The 25,413-nt window shown below is 41.7% G+C and carries 30 protein-coding genes; 26 read left to right on the forward strand and 4 right to left on the reverse strand.

What is annotated here, in order from left to right; all coding sequences use genetic code 11:
• Positions 1-410: 410 nt before the first annotated feature.
• On the forward strand, positions 411-1,952 hold the full coding sequence (guaA, locus tag VIG27_RS04660; RefSeq protein ID WP_394525724.1) for a glutamine-hydrolyzing GMP synthase: 1,542 nt from the start codon (positions 411-413) through the stop codon (positions 1,950-1,952).
• 76 nt (positions 1,953-2,028) lie between these two features.
• Here the strand turns inward: guaA and VIG27_RS04665 are convergent, their stop codons facing one another.
• Positions 2,029-3,099, reverse strand: a complete 1,071-nt coding sequence (locus VIG27_RS04665) for a tyrosine-type recombinase/integrase (protein ID WP_394525725.1) — start codon at positions 3,097-3,099, stop codon at positions 2,029-2,031.
• A gap of 80 nt (positions 3,100-3,179) precedes the next feature.
• Positions 3,180-3,638, reverse strand: a complete 459-nt coding sequence (locus VIG27_RS04670; RefSeq protein ID WP_394525726.1) for a helix-turn-helix domain-containing protein — start codon at positions 3,636-3,638, stop codon at positions 3,180-3,182.
• A gap of 143 nt (positions 3,639-3,781) precedes the next feature.
• On the opposite strand from VIG27_RS04670, the gene VIG27_RS04675 reads away from it, so the two are divergent.
• The 24 genes from VIG27_RS04675 to VIG27_RS04790 all read left to right on the forward strand — a co-directional run bounded on the left by VIG27_RS04675 (position 3,782) and on the right by VIG27_RS04790 (position 21,737).
• Positions 3,782-3,973, forward strand: a complete 192-nt coding sequence (locus VIG27_RS04675; RefSeq protein ID WP_394525727.1) for a helix-turn-helix domain-containing protein — start codon at positions 3,782-3,784, stop codon at positions 3,971-3,973.
• Positions 3,974-3,994: 21 nt separating this feature from the next.
• Entirely contained in the window at positions 3,995-4,171 is a 177-nt protein-coding gene (locus tag VIG27_RS04680) for a hypothetical protein (RefSeq protein ID WP_394525728.1), read from the forward strand.
• A complete protein-coding gene (locus VIG27_RS04685) occupies positions 4,168-4,368 on the forward strand; it encodes a LysR family transcriptional regulator (protein WP_394525729.1) in 201 nt (66 codons plus the stop codon). The genes VIG27_RS04680 and VIG27_RS04685 overlap by 4 nt, the downstream gene beginning before the upstream one ends.
• Positions 4,355-4,552, forward strand: coding sequence for a hypothetical protein (locus tag VIG27_RS04690; protein WP_394525730.1), 198 nt, complete (start codon positions 4,355-4,357; stop codon positions 4,550-4,552). Before VIG27_RS04685 ends, VIG27_RS04690 begins: the two co-directional genes overlap by 14 nt.
• A complete protein-coding gene (locus tag VIG27_RS04695) occupies positions 4,549-5,331 on the forward strand; it encodes a helix-turn-helix domain-containing protein (protein ID WP_394525731.1) in 783 nt (260 codons plus the stop codon). Before VIG27_RS04690 ends, VIG27_RS04695 begins: the two co-directional genes overlap by 4 nt.
• The gene (locus tag VIG27_RS04700; RefSeq protein ID WP_394525732.1) at positions 5,294-6,064 is read left to right on the forward strand and encodes an ATP-binding protein; all 771 of its coding nucleotides are present in this window, start codon (positions 5,294-5,296) and stop codon (positions 6,062-6,064) included. The genes VIG27_RS04695 and VIG27_RS04700 overlap by 38 nt, the downstream gene beginning before the upstream one ends.
• Before the next feature lie 116 nt (positions 6,065-6,180).
• Positions 6,181-6,528 (forward strand): hypothetical protein, encoded by a 348-nt coding sequence (locus VIG27_RS04705; RefSeq protein ID WP_394525733.1) that lies wholly within the window; start codon positions 6,181-6,183, stop codon positions 6,526-6,528.
• Between the two features lie 191 nt (positions 6,529-6,719).
• Positions 6,720-6,863, forward strand: a complete 144-nt coding sequence (locus VIG27_RS04710) for a hypothetical protein (RefSeq protein ID WP_394525734.1) — start codon at positions 6,720-6,722, stop codon at positions 6,861-6,863.
• Positions 6,864-6,948: 85 nt separating this feature from the next.
• On the forward strand, positions 6,949-7,827 hold the full coding sequence (locus VIG27_RS04715) for a hypothetical protein (protein ID WP_394525735.1): 879 nt from the start codon (positions 6,949-6,951) through the stop codon (positions 7,825-7,827).
• Positions 7,828-8,106: 279 nt separating this feature from the next.
• Complete coding sequence (locus VIG27_RS04720; protein WP_394525736.1) at positions 8,107-10,071, forward strand: tail fiber domain-containing protein; 1,965 nt, start codon at positions 8,107-8,109, stop codon at positions 10,069-10,071.
• Between the two features lie 42 nt (positions 10,072-10,113).
• On the forward strand, positions 10,114-10,317 hold the full coding sequence (locus VIG27_RS04725) for a hypothetical protein (protein WP_394525737.1): 204 nt from the start codon (positions 10,114-10,116) through the stop codon (positions 10,315-10,317).
• Positions 10,314-10,961 (forward strand): hypothetical protein, encoded by a 648-nt coding sequence (locus tag VIG27_RS04730; RefSeq protein ID WP_394525738.1) that lies wholly within the window; start codon positions 10,314-10,316, stop codon positions 10,959-10,961. Before VIG27_RS04725 ends, VIG27_RS04730 begins: the two co-directional genes overlap by 4 nt.
• A 19-nt stretch (positions 10,962-10,980) precedes the next feature.
• Positions 10,981-11,541, forward strand: coding sequence for a hypothetical protein (locus tag VIG27_RS04735; protein ID WP_394525739.1), 561 nt, complete (start codon positions 10,981-10,983; stop codon positions 11,539-11,541).
• A 4-nt stretch (positions 11,542-11,545) separates the two neighbouring features.
• Positions 11,546-11,746: a hypothetical protein gene (locus tag VIG27_RS04740; RefSeq protein WP_394525740.1), complete on the forward strand. Its 201-nt coding sequence runs from the start codon at positions 11,546-11,548 to the stop codon at positions 11,744-11,746.
• A gap of 64 nt (positions 11,747-11,810) precedes the next feature.
• Positions 11,811-12,029, forward strand: coding sequence for a hypothetical protein (locus tag VIG27_RS04745; RefSeq protein ID WP_394525741.1), 219 nt, complete (start codon positions 11,811-11,813; stop codon positions 12,027-12,029).
• Positions 12,030-12,040: 11 nt separating this feature from the next.
• Entirely contained in the window at positions 12,041-12,250 is a 210-nt protein-coding gene (locus VIG27_RS04750) for a hypothetical protein (RefSeq protein WP_394525742.1), read from the forward strand.
• A 102-nt stretch (positions 12,251-12,352) separates the two neighbouring features.
• Positions 12,353-13,321: a sigma-70 family RNA polymerase sigma factor gene (locus VIG27_RS04755; RefSeq protein ID WP_394525743.1), complete on the forward strand. Its 969-nt coding sequence runs from the start codon at positions 12,353-12,355 to the stop codon at positions 13,319-13,321.
• Positions 13,322-13,754: 433 nt separating this feature from the next.
• A complete protein-coding gene (locus VIG27_RS04760) occupies positions 13,755-14,453 on the forward strand; it encodes a hypothetical protein (protein ID WP_394525744.1) in 699 nt (232 codons plus the stop codon).
• A gap of 398 nt (positions 14,454-14,851) precedes the next feature.
• Positions 14,852-14,947 carry a putative holin-like toxin gene (locus VIG27_RS04765; RefSeq protein WP_394525745.1) on the forward strand — a complete coding sequence of 32 codons (96 nt, stop codon included), beginning with the start codon at positions 14,852-14,854 and terminating at the stop codon, positions 14,945-14,947.
• Positions 14,948-15,166: 219 nt separating this feature from the next.
• Positions 15,167-15,655, forward strand: a complete 489-nt coding sequence (locus tag VIG27_RS04770) for a UPF0236 family transposase-like protein (protein ID WP_394525746.1) — start codon at positions 15,167-15,169, stop codon at positions 15,653-15,655.
• A gap of 737 nt (positions 15,656-16,392) precedes the next feature.
• The gene (locus VIG27_RS04775; RefSeq protein ID WP_394525747.1) at positions 16,393-17,229 is read left to right on the forward strand and encodes a methyl-accepting chemotaxis protein; all 837 of its coding nucleotides are present in this window, start codon (positions 16,393-16,395) and stop codon (positions 17,227-17,229) included.
• A 185-nt stretch (positions 17,230-17,414) separates the two neighbouring features.
• On the forward strand, positions 17,415-18,362 hold the full coding sequence (locus tag VIG27_RS04780; protein WP_394525748.1) for an L-lactate dehydrogenase: 948 nt from the start codon (positions 17,415-17,417) through the stop codon (positions 18,360-18,362).
• 274 nt (positions 18,363-18,636) lie between these two features.
• On the forward strand, positions 18,637-19,668 hold the full coding sequence (locus VIG27_RS04785) for a tocopherol cyclase family protein (protein ID WP_394525749.1): 1,032 nt from the start codon (positions 18,637-18,639) through the stop codon (positions 19,666-19,668).
• A 392-nt stretch (positions 19,669-20,060) separates the two neighbouring features.
• Positions 20,061-21,737 carry a methyl-accepting chemotaxis protein gene (locus VIG27_RS04790; protein ID WP_394525750.1) on the forward strand — a complete coding sequence of 559 codons (1,677 nt, stop codon included), beginning with the start codon at positions 20,061-20,063 and terminating at the stop codon, positions 21,735-21,737.
• A gap of 363 nt (positions 21,738-22,100) precedes the next feature.
• On the opposite strand, the gene VIG27_RS04795 is transcribed toward VIG27_RS04790, so the two are convergent.
• Positions 22,101-23,018, reverse strand: a complete 918-nt coding sequence (locus VIG27_RS04795; protein WP_394525751.1) for an AraC family transcriptional regulator — start codon at positions 23,016-23,018, stop codon at positions 22,101-22,103.
• 113 nt (positions 23,019-23,131) lie between these two features.
• On the opposite strand from VIG27_RS04795, the gene VIG27_RS04800 reads away from it, so the two are divergent.
• The gene (locus VIG27_RS04800) at positions 23,132-24,319 is read left to right on the forward strand and encodes an MFS transporter (RefSeq protein ID WP_394525752.1); all 1,188 of its coding nucleotides are present in this window, start codon (positions 23,132-23,134) and stop codon (positions 24,317-24,319) included.
• Positions 24,320-24,360: 41 nt separating this feature from the next.
• Here the strand turns inward: VIG27_RS04800 and VIG27_RS04805 are convergent, their stop codons facing one another.
• Positions 24,361-25,371 (reverse strand): hypothetical protein, encoded by a 1,011-nt coding sequence (locus tag VIG27_RS04805; RefSeq protein ID WP_394525753.1) that lies wholly within the window; start codon positions 25,369-25,371, stop codon positions 24,361-24,363.
• Positions 25,372-25,413 lie beyond the last annotated feature (42 nt).

The following is a 25,413-nucleotide window of genomic DNA, read 5'->3' on the forward strand; positions in this document are numbered from 1 at the left end:
TTAAGCAGTTTCTGGAAAGGCGGGATTTTCGTGTATTTCCTGGTATGGATGATATCATTATATCATGAATGGAAGATGATATCGGGATTGATGTTTTTGGGGGTTAGGACAGACAAAAGGAGATGCTGGCAGCAGGGGGATGTCTGCCAGCATAATGTTGAGAAAGTAATATGAGAAAATGGCATTTCTTCTTTACAAGTATGATGTTACCCTATCCCTGTGAGGAAATGTTGTAGAAAATGTGAAATAACCGTGAAAAATAAATCAGGAAAACAAACATTAGATTAACGTGATAAAGTCAATCATACTCTTTTTTGTCAAAATAAGAAAATACTTGTCAAGCCAATGGAAGTAGAATATAATGTAACCCAAAGCGCTATTTGTTAAACATGAAATTAGGAGGAATACCCGTGAAAAGAGAAATGATTATCGTTCTGGATTTCGGCGGTCAATATAACCAGCTGATTGCCAGAAGAGTCAGAGAATGCAACGTCTACTGTGAGGTCCATCCTTACACACTGTCCATGGACAAGATTAAGGAAATGAATCCCAAAGGAATTATTTTTACTGGTGGTCCAAACAGTGCATATAAGGAAGAATCTCCTCGCTGTGAGAAAGAAATCTTTGAAATGGGCATCCCGATCCTGGGGATTTGCTATGGTTCCCAGTTAATTGCACACATGCTTGGCGGTAAAGTATCCACAGCTCCGGTCAGCGAGTATGGTAAGACTGAGGTAGACGTAGAAGCCAACAGCAAAATTTTAGAAAATGTAAGTCCAAAGACCATCTGCTGGATGAGTCATACGGATTATATAGAAGAAGCACCGAAAGGGTTCCGTGTTACTGCCCATACCCCGGTTTGTCCGGTTGCAGCCATGGAATGTGAAGAACGAGGCATTTTTGCAGTACAGTTCCATCCCGAAGTTATGCATACTCAGGAAGGAACCAGGATGCTTTCTAATTTTGTTTTCAATGTCTGCAAATGCTCCGGTGACTGGAAGATGGATTCTTTCGTGGAAACCTCCATTCAGGCGATCCGGGACAAAGTCGGAAACGGCAAAGTGCTTTGCGCATTATCCGGCGGCGTAGATTCCTCCGTTGCTGCAGTTATGCTGGCAAAAGCGGTTGGAAAACAGCTTACCTGTGTATTTGTTGATCACGGCCTTCTCCGCAAGAACGAAGGAGATGAAGTAGAAGCCGTATTCGGACCCAAAGGCCAATATGATTTGAATTTTATCCGCGTCAACGCTCAGGACCGCTTTTATGACAAGCTGAAGGGTGTAGAAGATCCGGAGACAAAGCGAAAGATCATCGGCGAGGAATTTATCCGCGTTTTTGAAGATGAAGCAAAGAAGATCGGTACCGTGGATTATTTTGTACAGGGAACCATTTATCCAGATGTTATTGAATCCGGTCTTGGTAAATCAGCCGTGATTAAATCCCACCACAACGTGGGCGGACTTCCGGAGCATGTAGATTTCAAGGAAATCATTGAACCGTTAAGATTACTCTTTAAGGATGAAGTAAGAAAAGCAGGTCTGGAACTGGGCATTCCAGAATATCTGGTATACCGTCAGCCATTCCCTGGCCCAGGACTTGGTGTTCGTATCATCGGTGCAGTGACTCCTGAAAAAGTAAGAATTGTACAGGAAGCAGATGCGATTTATAGAGAAGAGATTGCAAAAGCAGGCGTAGACAAGGGACTTGGACAGTACTTTGCAGCGCTCACCAATATGCGTTCGGTCGGCTGCATGGGAGACGAGAGAACCTATGATTATGCCATTGCACTTCGTGCGGTGCTCACTTCTGATTTCATGACCGCAGAGTCTGCGGAACTGCCTTGGGAAGTTCTTGGGACTGTGACCAGAAGAATTGTAAATGAAGTTAAAGGCGTGAACCGAGTGCTGTATGATTGTACGGGGAAGCCGCCGGCTACTATTGAGTTTGAATAAAATATACAGAGCCAGAAAACCTTGTAAATTCAAGGGAATCTGGCTCTTTTCTTTTTGTAATGGAACTAAAATGGAACTAGAAACAATCCTGAAGCTTTTCGGCCACCTCGTCACGCTTGTGTGGAAACAGATGAGAATAGGTGTTCAAAGTGGTTTCTACTTTCTCATGGCCCAGACGGTCAGCTATGGCCAGGGGGGAGAATCCCAACTCTATCAATAGGCTTGCGTGGCTATGTCTGAGATCATGCAGGCGGATGCGCTTCACTTCTCCGTCTTTGGTTCCCCGGCGCATTTCATGTTCAAAGAAATGTTTTGTATAAGGGAATATACGGTCATGTTTATGGAGCTTGTACAGTCTGCTTGTGTAGGCTTTTAGTTCATCACAGAGAAATTCCGGAATAGATATTGTGCGAATGCTTTTGGGAGTTTTGGGCGGCGTTATAACGTCCCTGTCACCGATCCGCTGATATGACTTATTGATAGAGAGCTTGCGCTCTTCAAAGTTTATGTCTCCATATTCCAGGGCCAGAAGCTCTCCGATCCGTATCCCGGTATAGTAAAGCGTGAGGAATCCGGCTCTTGCCTGGGGCTTGTCTGTAATTCTTTCCAGGAACTTCTTAAATTCTCCCGTTGTCCAGAACTGCATTTCTTCTGCGTGGCCTTTGCCTATGCTCCCGGCTTTTCTGCAGGGATTTTCTTTTAGGTTGTAATACCGGACTGCATAATTCATGATTGCGGTTAGTTGGTTATTGATTGTTCTTAGATAGGTTTCAGAATATGCCTTGCCGTTATCGTCCCGGTAGGCCATAAGCTCATTCTGCCATTTGCGGACGTTGACAGGGGTAATCTGGGAGACGGGGAGTTTACCGAAGAATGGAAGCAGTTTCTTGTCAATGACATACTGCTTTTGAACGTAAGTATGTTCCCGTAGGCGGTGCTTCATGTCCTCATTATATATTCTAACAAAGTTCTCAAAGGTCATTGTAAGATCGGCTTGCTGTGTTTCAAGAAAATTACGTTCCCATTCCTTTGCTTCCCTTTGAAGCTTAAAACCTCGTTTCTTTCGTTGACGTTTGGTTCCTGTATAGTCGACATAATAGCATTTTACATACCATGTCTTTGTTTTTTCTTCATAGTGAACTGGCATTTATATCTTTCCTTTCATTCTGGCCGGGCCGGGGCATGGAATGAATAGAAATGGATATGTATGTTTATTAGTGTAAAATTTTATTCTTTTATGATTTTTTTAGAAGAAGCATATTTTTTCATAAGTTCGTTGAATCTTTCTTTTACATCCCATTTTACATCGTCAATAAACCTGAGCCAATCATCCGTTGGTATGTCGTAGCTGTATCCATAGTGAATTAGCAATTCATGGTAATCAGAGTCGGGATGCCTCTTAAACTCATATCCGAGTGCCTTACAATATTCAAATAAAGCACTATCTGTTTTTCCCCAATAATCAATAACATTTTGATCACTGTCTGCTTCAAGGAGCTCGATCACTTCAAGTCCTAAACAATCTGATATTTGCTCCAAAACGCTTAAAGGAGCTTCTATTTCACCGCTTTCATATTTTTGAATTGTACTTTCTGATTTTTCAATCATTTTCGCCAATTGTTTCTGCGTAATGTTGACGTGCTTGCGATATTTTTTTATTGCTTCTCCGATAGCTTTTTTATTCATTTTCTTCTCCTTTCACAGTCACAGAATAGCACAATACATAATTTAAATCAATATTTTTCTTGACATACGTAGTAAAAATATGTATTATAATGACACACGTAATTTAAATACGTTAAAACACGTAGTTTAAAGGAGGCAAGGAAATGAGACTTAACAGAACTAAAGTAAGCCTTTTAATGGCAAAGCTCGTTATTAATCAGGCAACACTGGCTATGGAGGCCGGTATCTCCCGTCAGACATTATCGGCGGTAATGAATGGCCGGAGTTGCCGCCCGGAGTTGTTGGGAAAGGTTTCTAAAGCTTTGGGGGTTGAACCAGAAGAAATTATCGAATAATGCACCGGGCCGGGGCATGGAATGAGTGGAAATGGCACTCATAGAAACATCACATCAACCAAGGGAATTCTCCCCTGGTTATTAATCGGGAAAACAAGGCCGTTCTGGCCGGAGCTGGAAAGTATTGATCAGGAGCTTGTTAAGCTACGAAAAGTAATTGATGCAGAGCATACCAGAAGAAAGGAGATAGCACATTGAGTAAATTATTGATCACCGCTGCAGAGGTAGCAGAAATTATGGATTGTTCAGAAAGGCATGGCTATAAGTTAATTCAAGAAATGAATGGAGAACTTAAGGCAAAAGGCTACATAACCAGAGCTGGGAGAGTTCCCAGGAAGTACTTTTTTGAAAGAACAGGACTTTCAGGACAGGAGGAAACTAATGGAGAGGTATGAAGCTGTATCTAAGATTTCAGAAATAAAAGCAATTTTGTCAAATGCAGCAAAAAATAAGAGTAAAGTTACCGGAAATTACGTCTCCATTCCGTTAGAAACAATTCGTGAGTTGGCAAGATACGCGCAGATGCTACAGGACTATGTGATTCAGAATGAAGTTGAAAAGGATAAAATATATGAATGAAAAAAGGAGGATACGGAATCGTGTTTCAGGAAGTATTGCGAAGTCCTAATCTTGAACCAGAAAGTAAGGCGATATATGCCTATTTAGCCAGTTTTGCCGGTTATGAAAATACTTGTTTTCCCTCCAGAAAAATGATGTTGAATGAGTTGAAAATGAGCGAAACAAGGTTTTCAAAGTATATGAATCCTTTGGTTGCACTAGGGGTTGTTTCCGTAGTAAGGGAGTGTAAGGGGAATATACTAGGAAAAAATGTATATACCTTAAATCACGAAATTCGATTTATAGAAAATAAAGATTCTCGACACTCGGAAAACGTAGAAAACATTGATTTCCGATACTCGGAAAATGCAGAAAACGACGATTTCGGGTGCTCGGAAAATGGAAGTGCCGATAACCTTAGCATTAATAATAACAGTAATAACAATATAAATAATATAAATACTATTAGCTCAGAGCCGGACAAGCCCGCTCTAATCGGGAGTGGCATTTTGCTCCCTCTGATTGATAAAACTACATACGATGTACCTCTGGATAAGATATCCACATGGAAACAGGCGTATCCTGCTGTCGATGTAGAGCAGGAGTTTAAAAAGATGGTAGCCTGGCTTGAAAGCAATCCAAAAAAGAAAAAGACACGTCGGGGTGTAGATCAGTTTATAAATGGCTGGTTAGAACGTGCTCAGAACCGGGGAGGGTATGCTCCATATACAAACCAGAGCAATGAGGGAAAGGAGGTCAAAATTGAGAATAAGCCACAATACGTTGACTCCTGGGTATAAGTGCAGTCTCTGTCATGATACGGGATACATCATTGAAAAGATTATTGTCCCGGAATATGATAGGTCTATTTCTGTGAATGTAGGGGAAGAGTGTCCGAACTGTAAAGGAAAGATATGGTCAGGGGATACCGGAATCCCTAAGATTTTTGCAGAAGCAGATATGAGCAAATTTAGTTTTGCAGAATACGGGCAGGACATTAAGAAAATTGAAGCCTTAGTAACGAGCTTTTGGAAAGAATTTGAAACCTGGGAAAAGCATAGTAAGGGATTATATTTGTGGAGCGATACAAAGGGGAGCGGTAAGAGTTTCCTTGCCTGCTGCCTGGCACGTTCCATAGAAGGAAAATATAGGAAAAGGGTTAAGTTTATTACAACGGTAGATTATTTGCAGATGGTAAAAGAGTCATACAAACAGGGGCATGATGTACCAGATAAATTGTATGGCTACCTTAATTGTGATTTGCTTATTGTTGACGATTTGGGAAGTGAAAAAAGTGGTGAATGGCAGAACCAGGAGTTATTTCACTTATTTGATTTCCGGATGTGCAATGGAAAAATAACCATTGTAACCTCTAATCTTCCTAAGAGCAGTTTAAAACACGATGGACGAATCATAGACCGATTAAACCGGATGTGTTTGTCTGTACAACTGCCAGAAGTCAGTATCAGGACAAAGAGGGCTCAAAAAGATGATGAACAGTTTGTCAAGGGAATACTAAGCGGAAACTATTAAAACAGCCCCATAGGAAGCACCACCTTCCCACAGGGCCATAGCAGCCGAAACCGCTAAGTATAAACACTTACATAATAGCACGGTTCCGGCGAGAAATCAAAGGAGGATTTTGTAAAATGACCAGAGAATCATATATTGATAGTAAAATGACGGATATTGAGATATTGGCAAAAAAAGCTAAAGTGATAATTGAGGACGTAGATCAGGGCTACTTCTGTGAAAAAGTTGAATCACCAAAAGATGCGTGGAAGATTATGGGCCCATATTATGACCATGCAGGTGTGAAGGTCAGTATAGTAAATGATTTAATTTATGAACTTATGAAAAATCTGTCAAACTTAAGTAACGTCTTGGCCGCCGATGATGATGTGGATCGGGAATTAAAGTTGTATGAACTTATGGACAAGCATAATTGTGATCGGGACGTTGCGGAGCTTCTTCTCCAGGATCAGCAAGAAGCATAAACCAGACACCTATTATTTGATCGTGAAGTTTTAACCCGGTGTGCTACCAATACTACCGGGAGCGGAAGTTGCGATATCGCAACAGAAAGAGAGGAACGCATGAATGTTTTCTTATACAGGCTTACTATTTGTTCCATGGTCATTAATTGCCTTCTGGCTGCGGCTTTCGGCTATCTGGTAAGGTAATAGCCATGATAAAGATTAAAGTATCCTATGAACGGCCTGAGGAGCTTAAGCGGATATTGGACAGGCTCCGGCCAGAGGTTAAAAGTCTGAAAGTTGCAAGGAATCAGGAAGGGCAATTTAAAAAGGCATACATTGAGGTGAAAGAATAAGAGGGAGCACCTGGGAAACTGGGTGCTTTTCTTTTGGAAAAATTTGGTGTATGATTATAGAAAAATGTTGGGGGGGGGGGTACAAATGAAAAAAATATTTGATTACATTAAAAAAAACCTGGTTTTTTCAATATTTGATTGCATTAAGAAGCACCTGGTTTTTTCAATAATTGTGATTTCCGTGCTAATACCAGTATTAATTTATTTTCTTTCGGTTATACCTATATTGCCATCAGGTGATAACGATTGGGCTGGATTTTGGGGAGGATATATTGGTGCTATAATAGGTGGGGTTTGTACTGTAATTGGGGTGTTCTGGACAATTCAATATTCACAAGAAAACTATAAAGAGGATGTGAGAAATAGATCTTTGCCATATATTTCTTTGTGTGCGTTGCAACAAGAAAAACCAGCAGGCTTGCAGCAATTGATATCATTGATGGGGTATACTGACACGAAAAATAATATACCGGACAATGAGTTGAAAAAATACCGAGAATATCGTTTGGAAAAATGTTATATAGTGATAGAAAATAATGAAATTGATTATAAAAAAGATTTGACTGAAAGACAAGAAACATTAGTTGCAAACGATGGCTGGGAAAGCGTTTGCACAGATGGAGTCACGAGAACTTGTAAAAGAAATGTTGTATCAGTACCTATAGAATTGGAGAACGTAGGAAATGGGGTTGCTTTGCATTTTGTAGTCGGATTATATAAAGTGAAAGATAAAAAACCGAAATATATATTGCCATTTGATCTAAAGGTTGGAGATAAGATGTATTTACATATTTTCTCGGAAGAGTACACTACTTGTTTTGGTGAGTATCTTTTGGAAGTGCATTATCAAGATATTCTAAATAATAAATATTGTCAAAGATTTGAATATAAGCTAGAAAAAGGTGAATCTCAAAATAGTGCTTCTTCATCATTAAGTTTGAGTGGAAAACAAATAAGAGAGTAATTGTTTTTTTGTTTACTAATTATTTATTGCAAGTAAGGTTTTTGATGCGTAAATAGCATGAAATATTAGAGGAATTCCTTGTAAAACAAGGCTTTTCGCTTGCATACCCCCTCCCCTTCTGGTATAATATCTATAAGCAAACAAAATATTGACAAGTACCCTAGGTGACAGCCTGGAAGCCATAATAAGGCGTGGGAATAGCGATTCATCAAATTGATGGTTCGTTGTTCCTACGTCTTTTTTGTTTGCAGAATTCAGTATAGAAAGGGGCGATAAGCCATGATTAATATTCCGGAAGAAATAAAAGCCTTATACCGAAGAAACAATATATCCAAACCAACGGTAAAGACAGCCAGACTTAGATTTTACGATAAAGAAATAGATCTGCTCTATCCCGGGGAAGACGTTTGGCCGTCTGACGATCTGTTTCCCGTGGACGACACGCCTATGCTTTTGGTTGATGGGGACCGGATATCATCAGAAACATTTGTCCTCGAGCAGGCCCTGTGTGATAGCAATGCCCTAAAATTTGGGCAATGCAGTTCAGCAATGATGGAAATTGTTGTTTCAGACGTCACCTTGGATGTGACGGGGAAAGAATTTGCCCTGTCCGTAGAAGTAGGGGACTATGAAATGATGCTTGGGATATACAAAGTGGACAGCTTTGTAAGGCAGGTGGACGGGAGCAAGAGAAAGATCACAGCATTTGACCGCATGAGGAAATTTGATATTGATGTGGCTGATTGGTATAACAGCCTGACATTCCCCCTGACCTTGAAACAATTTCGGGATTCCCTTTGTGAGTTTGTGGGAATCAAGCAAAAGGACATCACTCTTCCGCTGGACGATATGCCGGTAGCAAAGACCATAGACCCGTCTCAGATATCCGGTCGTGATGTGATGAAAGCAATTTGTGAGATAAACGGGTGCTTTGGCCAGATTGATGTAGCGGGAAAGTTTAAATATGTTTTCCTGGGAGCATCTGGTCTTTATCCGTCAGAGGAACTTCACCCTGCAGATGATTTGTTCCCCTCCGAACTGGAGGGAGAAACTCTTTCATATTACAACCCATCAGGGACCACCTATGAAGATTTCCTGGTGTACGGTATCGACCAGGTCCAGATCAGACAGGAAGAAGGGGATGTAGGAGCCGTATACGGTGGTGGAAAGAACGCTTATACCATACAGGGTAATTTCCTCGTCTACGGCAAAAGTGCAAAGGAATTGATGAATATAGCGGCCACAGCTTATGATCAAATATCGGGGAAGATTTACAGGCCGTGTAAGATCGTGACAGCCGCGCTTCCCTGGGTGGAACCGGGGGACGGTATTATCTGCTACACCTCTGATGATGTGATTGAGACTTATTGTCTGAAAAGAACCATAAAAGGCATTCAGGCCATGATGGACACCTTCGAAGCGCAGGGAACCAAGGAAAGAAAACAAAACTTTGGAATCCCCATGCAGATCGTACAACTGGAAGGAAAAACGGCAGTTATCAAGAAATCTGTGGAGGAAGTATCTGTCAGGGTATCTGATTTAAAAGCAGAAACGGAAGCACGATTTGCTATTACAACGGAGCAGATCCTTGCCGAAGTGACCAGAGCGCAGCAAGCAGAAGCATCGTTGAGTATTAAGGCCGATCAGATAGCTATGTCTGTAACCAGCCTTGCCAATGATACCAATTCCCGGTTTGAACAAACAGCAGAGCGGATATCATTGAAAGTAAGCAAGGGTGATGTTACCAATAATCTCAATTCCGAATTGAAAATTACCGGGAATGCGATAGAGCTTACGACTGGACATTTCATTGTAGACGCAAATAACCTTACCATAGATAAAGATGGAAATGCCACTTTCAGCGGTGATATTAGAGGCTCAAATATTTACGGAAGTAAATTGATAGGCGGAGAGATAGATATTAACAGCGGTTTCTTCTCTGCGGCAGATGATGAAATTTATATTGGTGAATTTTGCACCACATATACGGACCGCGCGCTCTTTATGTCTGCTGATCAGTACACTGGAATGTCTGCTAGAGCATCTGCACGCAGATTTGCTTTGTGGGCTGGTTATAGCGGCGGCGGTGCGTCTAATATCATCAACTATACGTTTGCCGTTGACGGCGATATGGTTTATGCAAGTGATATAAAAGTAACCGGGGATTCATGGTGGGCCGGATGGACGCTTACCCGAACCTTAAAAGATGTTTATGATCGCTTAGAAGCACTGGAAAGCAGATAAGGATTGCTTATGAACTCAAATTATATGAAAAAAGGAGAAGCTATGAAGAAATTAATTACATACACAGAGGAACAGGTTGTAATGCTTAAGATGATGTTGAACGCTATATCCACATCCGGGATGCAGAATGCCAGACAGATTGTGGCTATGGAACAAGTGTTGAATTCTGGCGTGCCGGCTCAGATCAAAGAGGAATTAAAAGGCTCCCATTCAAAGGCGGAGCATGAAACGGAGGATATGAAATGAGTAAGAAAACAGAATTAATCAACTTTTTTAAGGAATTCAAGAATCGGTATGAAACGGTGCAAGCCCAGGTAGAAGGAGTCCGTAACAATGTAGCCTATACAGAGATCGGCAGGGAACAAGCCATTAAGCAGCTTCTTGACGGATTCGCTCCTGCGGTTCAGCTTTACCATGATAAGGCTATAGCAGCCATAGATCAGGGACTTGAAGGACTGGCAGAGAGATGGAAGAAGAGCAGCACTGGGAAACTCTTTGATGCCGGATATCAGGCCGGGCTTTCCAATGTGGTGAAGATGTTGGAAATGGGAGCCGTAACCGAAAAAGAGGACGTACAGAACATCATTGATACATACCTGGAAGATTATAGCGCCTTGGCACTTATTAAGGCGGTCCTGGTTAAGAGTGAAAACATAGCCTTGAAGGATTGCGCGCTACTGATCCCGGCTGATAACCGGGAGTATAACAGACGGATCCTGGGGCAGCTCCGGGATAATGTGGATCAGAATATAAACATTGCCACCATGCAGACCATATCAAAGTCCTGGAATAGCTTTAACCAGGGAATGACTAGTGTTTCTATGTCAATGGATAGCTTTGTCCAGTTCGTAACGGACCGCCTGGGGGATAACCTGGAATTGATTGCGTAAGGAAGGGAAGGAAAATAATATGGTAAAGTTTGTAGAAGAGATTAGAAAGATTATAAGAGAATTTAATGCGCTGCGTGATTCCATGAAAGAAAAGACAGCTTCTATCATGCAGGATGAGAGGTATTCCGATGATTTTAAGCGTTCCTTAATTGCCCAGGAGAAACAGGCTTGTAAGGCCATTCAGGATGAGCTTATTTCAAAGGCTAAGAAGATCACAGAGGACGCTAAGAATGAGCAGTTAAAAGGTAAGACGGTAGGAGCCAGGGATCAGGCTTTTGATATCAAGTTAAGCAATGCCTTGCAGCTTCTTAAGACAATCGGGGATTCCATGACCCTTGAAGAGCTTACCGAGTTGGTAGAGCCGTTCCGACAGGACTACCATACCATGAACCTGCTGCGGAGAGTATTTGTTAAAGGGAATATCCAGGGAGTGACAGAGATATTCGGAATTGACAGGATTGACCACAACGTATCTGCCATGGACGAGGTGATGAAACACCTTTCCCAGGAGTTTAACCGGGACATTGATCAGGCCGATACCATGCGGTTGCTCATTACATTAGAGATCATGAAGGAGTGAAGTAATGGGAGATAAGGACAATACAAATTCTGGACCAGGGGAAGGATTTATAAACGGTGTATATGTAGGAATAAGACACGGCAGCCCATTGGGTGATGCCCTGGCTCCTAATGATGATGGATATGGTCATCTTAGAAATGTAAAACGGTTCGGGTCCATGCTGCAGGATGCCGCTGCGGATAAAAACGTTCCATCAGGTGAATAAGAAGGGTGCCCCGGACTTTCCTTTGTGATTGCCTGGGGCATTTTGATAAATAGGAGATATATTCATGGATAAGATAGATCGGTTACTTTTAAAGGCCCTTCCTAAGCTTAGTATTACGCAACGCTTGGAGGAAAATAACCCATACTTGGGTAAGCCCTGTATGGAGCTTTTGGAGCTTCTGGCCGGGGATAATTATCAGGCACCGGAAATGAAAACCCAGGAATGGGATCAGTTCATGTATGCAATTGTACACGCTTCCGGTGAGGGAGGATTAACAGAATGAGAGGTGATTAGATGGCACAGATAAGACTTAAGACCGGGACGGCCACAGAGGTACGCAGGACGCTTTCCAGAGTCATGAATATGGTTGTTAATGGTGAGTTGGATAATAAGACAGCCAACACCATTATATTAGGCTGCAATGCGGTACTGTCTGCGATCCGGACGGATGATCAGCAGAAAAAGATTGATGAATTGGAGCGGATTCTAAGCCAGACAAGATAGGCGTTTATGGTTTTGAAGCCCGGACGAAGCCCGGAGATTTTAACCAACAGAGAGCGAACAGAGGAATCGAAGCGAGAGCGAAGCAAGAGGGGAGACCAGGACATGACCAACGAGCAACTTGTAATCAGGATTAAAGCCGGGATTGATCCGGCAGAGAATATGCTTACCCTGTACAATCAGGTGAAAGCCTTTATTCATACAATAGCCTGGAAGCACCGGAGCTATGAAGATGTGGAGGACTTGGAGCAGGAGGGATATCTTGCCCTATATGATGCCATAGACGGCTATGATCCAGAAGCCGGCTGCAAGTTCCTTACTTATGCAGAATATTGGATCAGTCAGCGGATCATGCGATACATAGAGCGAAACTCATCTTGTCTACGCCTTTCCTTCCAGAGCCAGGCACGTTTAAGGCAATATAAGCGGTTCTATGATTCCTTTATGAAAGAGCATGGCCGGGAACCGTCAGAAGAGGAGACAGCCGCTCAAATGGGCTTAAGTATAGATCAGGTTAGGGATATCCATAGAAACGCCTGTATAGCAAACCTGGGAAGCCTGGACGCTCCTGTGAAGGGATATGAAGAGGAAGGGCTTACCTTGGGTGATGGTGTTCCTTCTGGTGAGGACATGGAAGGGGATTTGCTTGATCGGATGCAGCATGAGCAGCTTAAGGCGGTGTTATGGGAATGTGTGGACAGTTTACCGGGGCGGCAGCCGGAAGTGATACGCAAGCAGTACCAGGATAATATGACCATGACAGAGATAGGAAAAGAATATGGTGTTTCCTGTGAAGCTATCCGGCAGGATCAGGCTAAGGCACTCCGGGAGCTGCGGAAGCCTAAGAGGTCAGATCGGTTAAGACCATTCTTGCCAGAAGAGGACCGTATTTACAGTATGGGGCTTTCGGGGAATGGTGTGGGGCGGTTTAATAGGACATGGACCAGTTCTACAGAGAGGGCGGTCATAGCAAGGGAAGAACTGGCAGAGCGCATGGAAGAACATAAACGGTGGCTTGAAGAGTTGCGACGGTCGCAACAGGCCAGGAGAGCTGAAAAGTCGGCTATGATGTAGAGGTAAGGGGAAAATTACCCTTTCATACTACTACAGGTGCTCAGTCTATATCCCTGTTCGACACATTGGTCGAACGCCTTGAATAATGAGGATTCGGTTTGAGGGAGGGTTAGGGACGGATTGTCCCCCTCAGATTGTAGGGGTCAACATGATGTAGAGCCCCGGTATTCAAAATTAGTGTTGAATGGGATCACGGATTGATACCCGTTACGTTCGTCATAGAGACGAGCGCAAAAGTGCGCTGGTTAATGGCCGAAGGTTTTTCGTTATAGCAAGCTGACAACAATTTTGTGTTGAATGGAAGTATAAGAAGTTTTCGTATCTCATGACGAAAAGGACGTTTGTCCCTCACCAAGTCAATTTTGGATTGGTCATAGCAAATAAATAATACACCTGTCGAAAGATGGGGTTTTCTTTTAATGAAGTTTGGTGTATGATGAAAGAAAAAAATGGGGGATTTGGTATGAAAGAATATAATTTTGAAGAAGATAAAGAATATGGAGGTTACAAAGGTATAGGTTCATCAAAAGAGTATAAGAATTATTGCACTTGGGAAAATTCTATTATTGAAAAATATAAGGAAATTGATAACATTCAATTTTTAATTAATTTTAAAGCCTATTTGAATAAGATGTGTAGTCAGAATGAGAGAAGACGTGAAGCAATGGTATCTCTGTGGATTCCTTTCTTAACTCTAATAATATCTTTTTCATTAATCATTCCATCTATATTTCTCGGAGTTAGGCAATATCAAGATAGTTTTCAGAGTGACATAAACAATAAATACCTTGAGAATATGATTACGAACAAATCTGCTTATGAGAAAATTGTGCATCAACAAGTAGACTTTTTTACCGAAAGGCTAGATCAGTTTAAAGATACTATGAATTTCATTATGGTTTCTATGTGTGTAATATATATAATTATAGTAATGGGTGGAGTTATCTTAGGTTTTGCCCTATCTTTTAGAGTAAATAGAATTTTATTTTACAGAGATTACATAAATGTTATAAATAAGCTGATTGAGGAAAAATCAAAAATAAACAAGCGGTTTCCCAAGAAACGGGCAACCCCGTCTCTTATTGGTACTAAAATGGTAATACATAATTACTCAGGCGTTGCAAATAAATAATGTATATGAATAAAATAATAGGCGAGTCTCCGGCATTCCGGTCCTGCCTTTGTGGAACTAAAGTGGAACTACAAAATTGTTCAGCCATTGCAAATAGAACAAATGTGCGATAGAAAACGACATAAGTTGTCCATAAAACAGTGCTTTCATGACACATCAAAGTATCAAGACGTGAGTTTGAATGATTGGAAAAAACCTCGGAACCCGCATAAACACTGGGTTTTCGAGGTTTATTTTTGCCTTGTGACATTGCTGTGACATTAATATAATTTTACAGAGGTTTTTTGAAGCAGAAGAAAAGCATATTGTGAAATGGGCCGGTACATGTTATAATCTTCCATGAGCACCGTGTACAGGGTGGAAGCCTCCCAACTTGCAGAAGAGGGGAGGTGATGCATATGGATACATACCAGGCCATAAGTATATTATTTTTAGGCGGGTCATTCCTGATCGCATTACTGACCTACATAGATAGGAACAATAAGCGAAAGTAAAAATGCCTACCCTGTCAGCCAACAGGATAGGCGGTGTCCGTAAGGACGCTTAATCTCTAATTGGGCTTCCACCTTGTGGGCGGTTGCTCTTTTATATTGTTATTATAAATCATGTCTTTGGAAATTTCAAGGCCTACAGTTATTTTATGACTGCGTAAATTTATCTTCGGATTTAATGGTGCAGAGTTCACCCACGATGCTCTGATAACGTATCAGGCAATGACTTCAAAGAAGGAATTCACAAGGCTGGTGGATCGTTTGGAAGAATATCTGGAGGACGAAACAGGAGTAAAAAGAATCAGAGAAGCCAGGGAATACATTCTGTCTAACTGGGCAGCAGCGAAGCTGAGGATAAGTCATCCGGCTGGAGTAAAAGGAAGCAGTACAGAAGGGCATGTAAGCCATGTACTCTCAAGCCGTATGAGTTCAAGACCAATGGGCTGGAGCCGGAAGGGAGCGGGAAAGATGGCACAGCTCAGGGCGTATTATCTGAATGGAGGCGATATGCTGGAATTAGTGAGATACCAAAAGAGGGAGCAGCCTAGGGCAGTAGGAGCGGAATACGATGTCCTGAGTGGAGAAGTGATCCAAAGGTCAGAGAGAAACCGGCACGGAGAATTGGGGAAATATACCGACCGTATATCCCATAGTATCTCTCAGCAGAATAAGAAAATCGTATACTTTAATTCTCATATTTGGGGATTATGATACAAAGCCATGGGAAAATCAGTAAGTCACTCTGCTCGTCATGATTGCTCTGCAATCTAACTCGGAAGCCACAAGTCATTGCCTGATACGTTATCAGAGCATCGTGGGTGAACTCTAAACCATTAAATCCGAAGATAAATTTACGCAGTCATATGGTGGTTATATGAGTTGTCAGGGATAAAATAATATGGTAGAATATCATCATGGAATAATCGTGTTACAGGGTGTGTTGACCTCATTCTTTGATAGAATGGGGGTGATGCTTATGAAGTTTGACTTTAAGGATTTAATGAACTTTGGTCTTTTCCTTCTGGCATTACATTCGTTTTTACGTTTAGTAAGTAACAATACATAGCAAAAACCACCCTGATACTTTGGTCGGTTCGGGTGGCTTATGCTTCTCAATTTAACTGGTCAAACCACCTTGTGGGCGGTTGTTCCTTTTCTAAGATAAATATACCACGCATTGCGTGTGTTGTAAAGATGAAAATATGGAAAGGAAAGGTGACTTTAATGAATTTCGATGAGAAGTGAAACAGACTATGTATGCAGCTTATAGCATAAAACAAATCGACTTATGGAAAACATAAAACCTTTCCCCATTAAAGCCTTTCACCGTCATTGACATCCTCCTCCAAATGTAATAAAATAGAATTATCTGACAAAATTTGTCAATTCGGATCAGCAATTATTTACATAAGATTAAAATGCCGCATAAATTGAAGGGGGAAAGTATCATGAACAATCAAATCACAGGAAATGATTTACTGGATTCTTTTTATAGCGTAATCCCGTACCTATCAAATTTATTTGAAGAGGATGTGGCTTTCGCATTAACCGATAGGCAGAAATTCGTTTTGGTTACCAATGGAAGCCGGTTAAAATTTAGTATTACAGCAGGAGAGCAGATTCCGCCAGGCGGGGCGATCCGGGAAGCCCTGGATACTGGAAGAGTCACCATTAAAGATGTGCCGGAATCAGTTTACGGAATCCCATTTAAATCTTATGCGGTTCCTGTTTTTGACCAAAGCAGAAATGTGATTGGAGTTTTATCATTAGGAAAGAGTCTGGAAAAAAGAAATGAATTGTTCGGTTTAATCAGCAGCCTTTCCAATGGAATCCATCAAATCACAGAATCTACCAATAGTGTGAATTCTGGCATGATGCAATTAAAAAACATGAACACAGAGATATCCATGAAGGCGACTGAAGCCAACGAAAGTGCGAAAAATACAGATGGAATCCTGGAATTTGTGAAGGATATCTCCACACAAACCAACCTCTTGGGGTTAAATGCAGCCATTGAAGCAGCAAGAGCCGGGGAAGCAGGCAGGGGCTTTACCGTAGTTGCCGGCGAAATAAGAAAGATGTCCGCTTCAACCACAGACTTTATCGACCAGATTGATACTGTTTTGAAAAATATCAATGCATCTATATCTACCATAAATAACAGAATCACGGAATCCAACCAAATCTTTGATGAGGAAACAAGCGAATTTCGGAATATGGTGAATTCTATCAACAATTTAAATGCCACAGCAAAGAAGTTGGAAGACATGCTGCAGCATTTATAGAGTATCAATTCATTTAAGTTCAAATTTTAACAATTGAATCGTCAGCAATTTATCAATAGGGATAGAGCACAGCAACGGCACTGTCCTTATTTTAATGTTTCTTTTACTTAAAAAATCTTTGATAAATTGAGAGTTTTGAGTTATGATAAATACTGCTAAAATTTTAAAAAAGAAGGATAACAGATATGAAAATAAAAAAATCAAAAGTCGTTGTCGTTGGTTGTGGACTGGTTGGTTCATCTACCGCTTTCAGCCTGGTGACACAGGGGGTATGTGATGAGATCCTGATGATCGACATTAATAAAGAACGTGCTCTTGGGGAAGTAATGGATCTGCGGGATACCATTAAATATTTAGACCGGAATGTAAAGGTGCGTACCGGAACCTATGCGGAATGTGGAGATGCAGATATTATTGTGATAACGGCAGGAGCACCGCCCCAAAAAGGGCAAACCAGACTGGATACGCTGGAAGTCAGTGCAAAAATCGTAAAAACCATTGTAGATCCGATTATGGCCAGCGGGTTTGACGGTATCTTTCTCGTTGTATCCAATCCCGTTGATATCATGGCACATTACGTTTATAAATTATCCGGCCTTCCGAAAAACCAGGTCATTGGAACCGGAAGTGCGCTGGACACTTCAAGACTGCAGAATTTCATTGCAGAACTGGTAAACGTGGACCCAAGAAGTGTATATGCATATTCCATGGGGGAGCATGGGGATTCTCAGATGGTTCCCTGGTCAACCGTTACCGTAGCAGGAAAGTCCTTCCAGGACATTATTCAAGACAACAAAGAGATGCTTGGTGAAGTAGACTTAGATGAGATTGTGAAGAAAACAACAAAAGAAGGCTGGGAGATTTACAACAGAAAAGGAACTACCTATTATGGAATCGCCACCACCTGTGTAGGGATCATCAAGGCCATTCTTTACGACGAGAACCGGATCATTCCTGTTTCTACCTTATTAGAAGGAGAATACGGTCAGGAGGAGGTATTTGCCGGAGTACCGACTATATTGAACCGAACCGGAGCAGCGGATATTCTGGAAATCCATATGACAGAGGAAGAATTGGGGAAATTCATAGATTCTGTCAATGTCATACGGGAATATACCAATAAGATTCTATAAACGTTTTTATTGTTTGACGTCATATTCAAAGAATCACCCCAAACAAAAAATAAAATAAAAGCCTAAATCAAAAGCCTTTTTCATGGAAGTTATTTCCTTTTAAAAGGTTTTTTCTATTGAAAAAGCAATTTTAATTCAACACAGGAACTTTTCAATTTCTTCTTCCCATCCTCCTTTTATAATTTGGTTTAATATGCTGACTATAGAACCTGATATTTGGAAAAGCTATGGTTAAAGTGATACAACGAATGAATCGGATGGGAGAGTAGGGCAGATGATATATAATAAAAATTTGTGCACATGCCAAAAGCCTGGAAACATAACTGAGATAAAAAGGCTTCATAAGAAAGTAAAGACCAGAACGGTATTATTGAGAGACAGTTTAAGAGATTTATGCGTGACCTCTTTTAACCGGATTTTTCATTATGCAATTTTTGAAGGCTGGTATTATAAGCACCAAAACAAAGATACGGTACTTGCCTTGATCCCTGGTGCAAGTATTGATAAAAATGGTACAAAGCATCCCTTTTTACAAATCATCTGGAACGAAAGTTCCTATTCGGTTGATTTTCCGGAGGAAGATTATCTGGTTGACAAAAGACAGCAGCGGATCATGCTGGGGTGCAATGTATTTTCCATTCATGGGGTCAAGCTCAACATACAGACCCAGGATATTTCCATTCATGGGGTGATCCGCTACAGTTCGTTAAGTCCCATCAAATATTCCATTATGGGACCATTTGAGCTGGTGCCATTTATGGAATGCAGGCATGAAGTGATCAGCATGGCACACACTCTTTATGGAAGTGTAAAGATCAATGGCAGAGTTTTAAATTTCAATGGGGGGAAGGGTTATATAGAGGGGGACAGAGGAAGATCCTTTCCAAAGGACTACTTATGGATTCAGTGCAACCACTTTCGGGAGGAGGCTTCCATTGTTATATCGGTAGCCCACATTCCTTTTATGGGTTATAGCTTTCAGGGGTGCATCTGTGTGGTCCAGTATAAAGGCAGGGAATACCGTTTTGCCACCTACTTAGGTGTAAAGGTAGTATGTAAAAGGCGGACTTCGGTTGTGCTAAAGCAGGGCATATACAGTTTGAAGGTATATTTGTCCAATCAGAATATGGGCGGAAAGTCAGGATTTTCCCATAAACTGTTAGCTCCCAACCAGGGGAAAATGACACGTTTTATAAAAGAAGAACATTTGAAGCGGGGAAGGTTTTTGCTGTATAAGGGAGACGATCTGGTCTTTAACCTTGCAAGCAATTATGTGAGCTTTGAATATGAGCCAGGAAAGATATAGGATTTGACAGGTGCACCCTGCATGTATGCAACGTGTAACGTGCACCTGCTCCCATTTTATTGGCTGTACCCGGGAGCATCAATGAGTTCCTTCCGCTTCAAGGCCCGCTGTGACCTAAGGGAAATTCCTGTGTTTATGCAAAGTTTGCAATGGAAAATGGAAGTGTTATATTGTACAAATTTATAAAATTGACAAAAATTTTTCGATTTATTAATGTATATTAATAAATGTTAAGATAAAATCACTCCATAAGAAGAATCACTGTTTCATAAAGGGAATATCATCTTAAAGAATTGTAATGTTTGCGAAAGATGTTGATAAATGGCAGAAAATTGGTATAATTAATACATGAAAGTTATTCTGATAGCAAAAGATAAAAAGGGGGATCACCTATGAAGAAAAGCAGCAGATTAAAAATCTCCGGTCGTTTAAATCGTGTATTTGCTGTGTTAGTTTTTATTATTATTTTATCATCTGTTTTTTCACTCATCAGTTTTCGGATCATCGGCAATAATTTTACCACTTTTTTTCATGTACAATATGAAACCACACGGAAACAAATGGAGATCCGAAAAGATGTCCAGGCGATTAACAAGCGGATTCTTTTGTCAATATTAAGCAATGATCAGGCTGTTATTAAAAATGAAAAAGAAGATCTGGACAAGCGGTTTCATAAGATACAGGAATACATAAGCGTCATCAGCACCAATTTAAATGACGACCATACAGATCAGGTATTAACAGAAGCATTAAACAAGTTTAAAGAGGATAGCAGCCGTTTGCTGGATTATGTGGAGACAGGGGATATAAAAGCAGCAATGAGCTTTTATAACTCAAACTTCAATAATTCCTCCGAAGCCCTTGCTGACGTACTGGAAGATACAGGAAACCGGTCAGATCAAGAGGCTTCGCTGAAATATGAAACAAGCATTGCAGTAGAGAATTTTACCACCGTTTTAGTAGCTGTATTTTCTATTATTTCCTTAATTACGGCAATTTTTATGGGAAAACGTCTTATAAAGGGAATCGTCGTTCCATTGGGGGAGCTGGAATCAGCTTCGAAGGAGATTGCACAAGGGAACCTTCATACGAAGATCACCTACGAATCCGTTGATGAGATCGGACAAGTGGCGGACAGTCTGAGGACTTCCATTCAAAAGATCGCTTCCTATATTGAAGATATTGATTTCGTTATGGACAGCATGGCTTCCGGAAATTTCAATGTCAACTTTAAAAATGAATTTTTAGGAGATTTCAAAAACATTGAAAAATCTCTCAAGATATTTACCAATAAGATTTCCCGCAGCCTGGGTGATATCAGTCAGGTTTCAGAACAGGTATCCAGCGGTTCCGTACAGATTGCGGAATCCGCGCAGACGCTTGCAGGAAGCGCAGTCAATCAGGCTGAAATCGTAAAAGAGCTTTCCCATACGGTAGCGGACATGACTGCCCGTATTTCTGAAAATGCCCAGAATGCCGGAGACATCAGTGAAGAGGTCACCACAGTCACAAAGAATATCACCCAGGAAAATCAAAACATGAAGGAGATGGTCCTTGCAATGGAGGCCATCAGAAAAACTTCCCAGGCCATCAGTAAAATTATTAATACCATCAATGATATCGCGTCCCAGACCAATCTTTTGGCACTGAATGCTTCCATTGAAGCGGCAAGAGCCGGAGAAGCAGGAAGAGGCTTCTCTGTTGTGGCAAATCAGGTAAGCCATTTGGCCAGCCAGAGTACGGAGGCAGCCAAAATCTCCACCCAGTTGATTGGAGATTCCCTCCAGGCCGTGGAAAAGGGAACGGTCATTGCAGATGCAGTAGCCAAAGAGCTGAATGTGATCGTAGACAGAACCCAGGTGATTATGAAAAAAGTGGAAAGTATCGCTTCCGCATCCAAAGATCAGGCGTTATCCGCCACACAGATTGATGACGGAATCGGTCAGATATCCAAGGTAGTGGAAATCAACGCGGCCACAGCCGAAGAAAATTCTGCAGCAAGTGAAGAACTTACCGGTCAGGCACAGTCTTTGAGAGACTTAATTTGCCAGTTCCGTTTAAAACAGTAAGAATTCTGTGAAAACATTGCTTATAAGCCGGCCAAAAAGGGAGAAGATAAGAAGAAGACGGTTTTCAGGAGTAATGTGATGGAGCTTATTTTTCTTATAATGGCCTGGCTGCCAATTGTGGTTGGAACATTTGGAATTGCTTTGATTTCTTATTATTTTTATAAATGGTGCAAAGGAGAAAGGGTGATCAAGCTGCGCATGGCAGGAGAAATCTGTTTTCTTGTGGTGCTTATATACTTTTTTATTTTCTTTCTTCTCAGTTTATATATAAAGCCCAAGTTATTTTCATAACTTAGATAGGCGGTGAAAAATACCGTATGTGCAGAGCTGTCCATGAGAGAGCCGTCTGCACATACGGTATTTTTATTCCGGTTTCTTGTGGTGCTCCTTCTGGCTTTTTGAAATGCTCCGGTGTTTCCCGGGAGTTATATGAAACTCTCTTTTAAACAAACGGTCAAAATAGCTGGAGCTTTCAAATCCGGTGCGTTCCGCTATTTCCGTGATGGAGAGATCCGTATGAAGCAGAAGCTTCCAGGCCTTCTGGAGCCGGCATTTATTGACATATTCAATAGGGGAGAGAGGTACGGAGCACTGAAAGCAGCGGAGGGCTTCCCGCTTACTTACCCCAACAGAAGCTGCAATGTCCTCCAGCGTCAGCTTTTTTTGGTAGTTTTGCTCGATAAAATATGTCATTCGGCGGAAACGCACTTGAGATATCCGGTTGGTTCCTGTATTTTCCATGGTGACAAATTCATTCCGGTGTTCGTAAAGCCCGGACCAGATCTGACAGACCATGGCATGAGCCTCTAATTCCCATGTGGGGGTCGGGTCTTCGCATAAGCCGTAAAGCCTTAATAACGTAAGAAGTATGTTCTTCTGCCAGGGAATGCTGGTCTTTAATACCATATGGGAGATTCCAGAGTCGAGAAACGGGGCAAGAAAACGCTCCTGGATTAAACTGCTATCCGGAGCGATGAATTCTGGAGCAAATACCACATTTGGAATCACCCCTGTCCCGGCAGAGGCAAAACGGTGTATGGAACCTGAATTGATAAAAATGCCGTCTCCTTCTTCCAGAATATGGTTGATGTTGCCGATGGAGCACTGCACAATGCCTCTTTTGACCGTCACCAGTTCAAATTCTCTGTGCCAGTGCCAGTCAATGCACCGGTTTTCAAATTTTCCCAGATCTTCATGATAATATTGGAACGGAAAGGCTGCCGAGCCGTGGGTAACCAGCTCCATCATGGTCTCATCCGTCTTTGTCCTGGTGCTTTGCATAAATAGTCCTCCTTTGAATGGTCGGCTGGATTATATCACAAACTGGCCATAATTTGCAAGATTTTATAAAAGATATGCGGTATAATACAAAAAAGAATGATGGGAGACCGGAAATGAATCAAGATTATAACAAAACGATTCGTGCCTGTTTTATGAGTTACATTGTACAGGCCATTGTCAACAACTTTGTTCCTCTTTTATTTTTAACGTTTGAAAAAGAATACGGAATCTCTTTATCAAAAATCGCTTTGCTGGTAACAGTCAATTTTGGGATACAGTTGTTTGTGGATCTATTGTCTGCCGGAATCATTGACCGGGTGGGATACCGTATTTCCATAATCACTGCTCATGGACTGTGTGCATTGGGGCTGTTTTCTCTTACCATACTTCCTGATATCGTTTCAGATCCTTGGATCGGTTTTCTCTTAGCAGTTATGATCTATGGGGCAGGGGGCGGTCTTTTAGAGGTTTTGGTAAGTCCTATGGTAGAGGCATGTCCTACAGAAAATAAGGAAAAAGCCATGAGCATGCTCCATTCCTTTTACTGTTGGGGGCATGTTGGAGTCGTTTTGTTGTCCACTCTATTTTTCGTGCTCCTTGGTTTGGAAAACTGGCGGATTCTGGCGGTTTTATGGACGTTTGTTCCGGTGGTGAATCTGACCATGTTTTTCCAGGTGCCCATTGCTTCTCTTATTAAAGGAGGTGAGGGGATTTCCCTCCGGTCTCTGGCCGGTAAAAAGATTTTTTGGGTATTCCTGCTCCTGATGGTATGTGCCGGTGCAGGAGAACAGGCGGTCAGCCAGTGGGCTTCGGCATTTGCAGAGGAAGGGCTGGGGGTAAAGAAGACCGTAGGCGATCTTATGGGACCTATGTTTTTTGCGGTTATGATGGGGGTATCAAGAGCAATGTACGGAAAGTATGGAGAAAGGTTAGACTTAAAGAGGACAATGATGGGCAGCGGAATCCTGTGTGTTGCTTCTTATTTTCTGATTGCATTGTCCCCTTATGCGGCATTGGGACTTCTTGGCTGCGGTCTGTGTGGCTTGTCCGTAGGTATCATGTGGCCGGGAACCTTCAGCATGGCGTCAGCTTCTATCCGGGGAGGGGGAACGCCAATGTTTGCATTTCTTGCTCTTGCAGGAGATTTGGGCTGCACCAGCGGTCCGGCGTTAGTAGGTCAGGTATCGGTTCTTTTGGGAAACAGGTTACAAATGGGAATATTGGCAGCCGTATTATTCCCGGTTTTATTTGTCTTGATTTTAAAATTATGCTTTCGAGGTAAAACGTATGCTCAGAAATAAAAAACGGGAGGAGACCCTGGAAAAGGTTTCCTCCCTCATTGCTAATAAACCACGACTTCATATCCTTCTGTGGAGGGAAATGGAATTGTTACATTCTGTCCTGGGTTGTTATAATCCAGATTGATGTTCATGGTCAGCCCGGCGGTTTCATCATCATCGGCCATGGTTAAATGAATCACGATCTCTTCCTTTGAAAAATATCCATCTGGTGTGAGAACTGCTTTTCCGTCTATGGAATTGATCTTATAATCCACATCATTAAGAGATGGCCATATCTCATCGTTGATTTTTTCCAGATAAGCCTCCATTCCTTCCGCATGATTGGAGTATAAGAGGATTTTACTGCCTCCATCCCCGTCAGCGATCTGAACATGATCAAGGAATGCCCAGAACTGTCCGGTCAGTCCTCCCAAAGTGAGATTTTTTGACATATCCTCATGCCCGATCTTCATCTTATATTTTTGATTGGAGCCCATATCCGCATAATAGGTCCCATCGGTATAAAAAGAGGTCTGAGTATCTTTTATTCCTAACATATCCATCTGGGTTTCTGAAAGAAATTCCATGTTTGGTGTGTTAAGGTCGTGGTATTTCAAATGAAGCAGCATGGAAATAGGGATCTCCATTACAGAATAGGAAAGGTTCATATGTATGTTCCCATCCAGATCCAGACCGGGTAAAGCAGAGGTTTTCTTTATGGCATTAAGATATAATTCTCTTCCTTCCTTTTTAACAGACGCTGCGGCCATCGGATTGGCTGCCCTTTGACGAACAATTCCGTCAGCAACCCATGCTCCGTTCTCATTGACCGAAAAGCCATCCGGAGTGGTGGTATTCGTAAGTAAATATCCATTTTCATCGAAATAATAGCATTCTGCCATTCCGTCTTCATTAGAATCGATCCATTCCCAGGCGGCTGCGGGAAAAGGCTGATTTTTTTCCTGCCATCGCCAGCCTTGGGAATCCTCTATCCAGGTGCCGGCAAATGCAGCGGATGCCATGGAGAGGGATAAAAGCAATGTGACAGCAAATATCTTTATCAAATTTTTCATTCTGGTTATATTCCTCCTGTTGTGCATTCCCAGGATCAGTCA

It is taken from the genome of Lacrimispora sinapis, from assembly GCF_043633585.1.
Lineage (GTDB): Bacteria > Bacillota > Clostridia > Lachnospirales > Lachnospiraceae > Lacrimispora > Lacrimispora sinapis.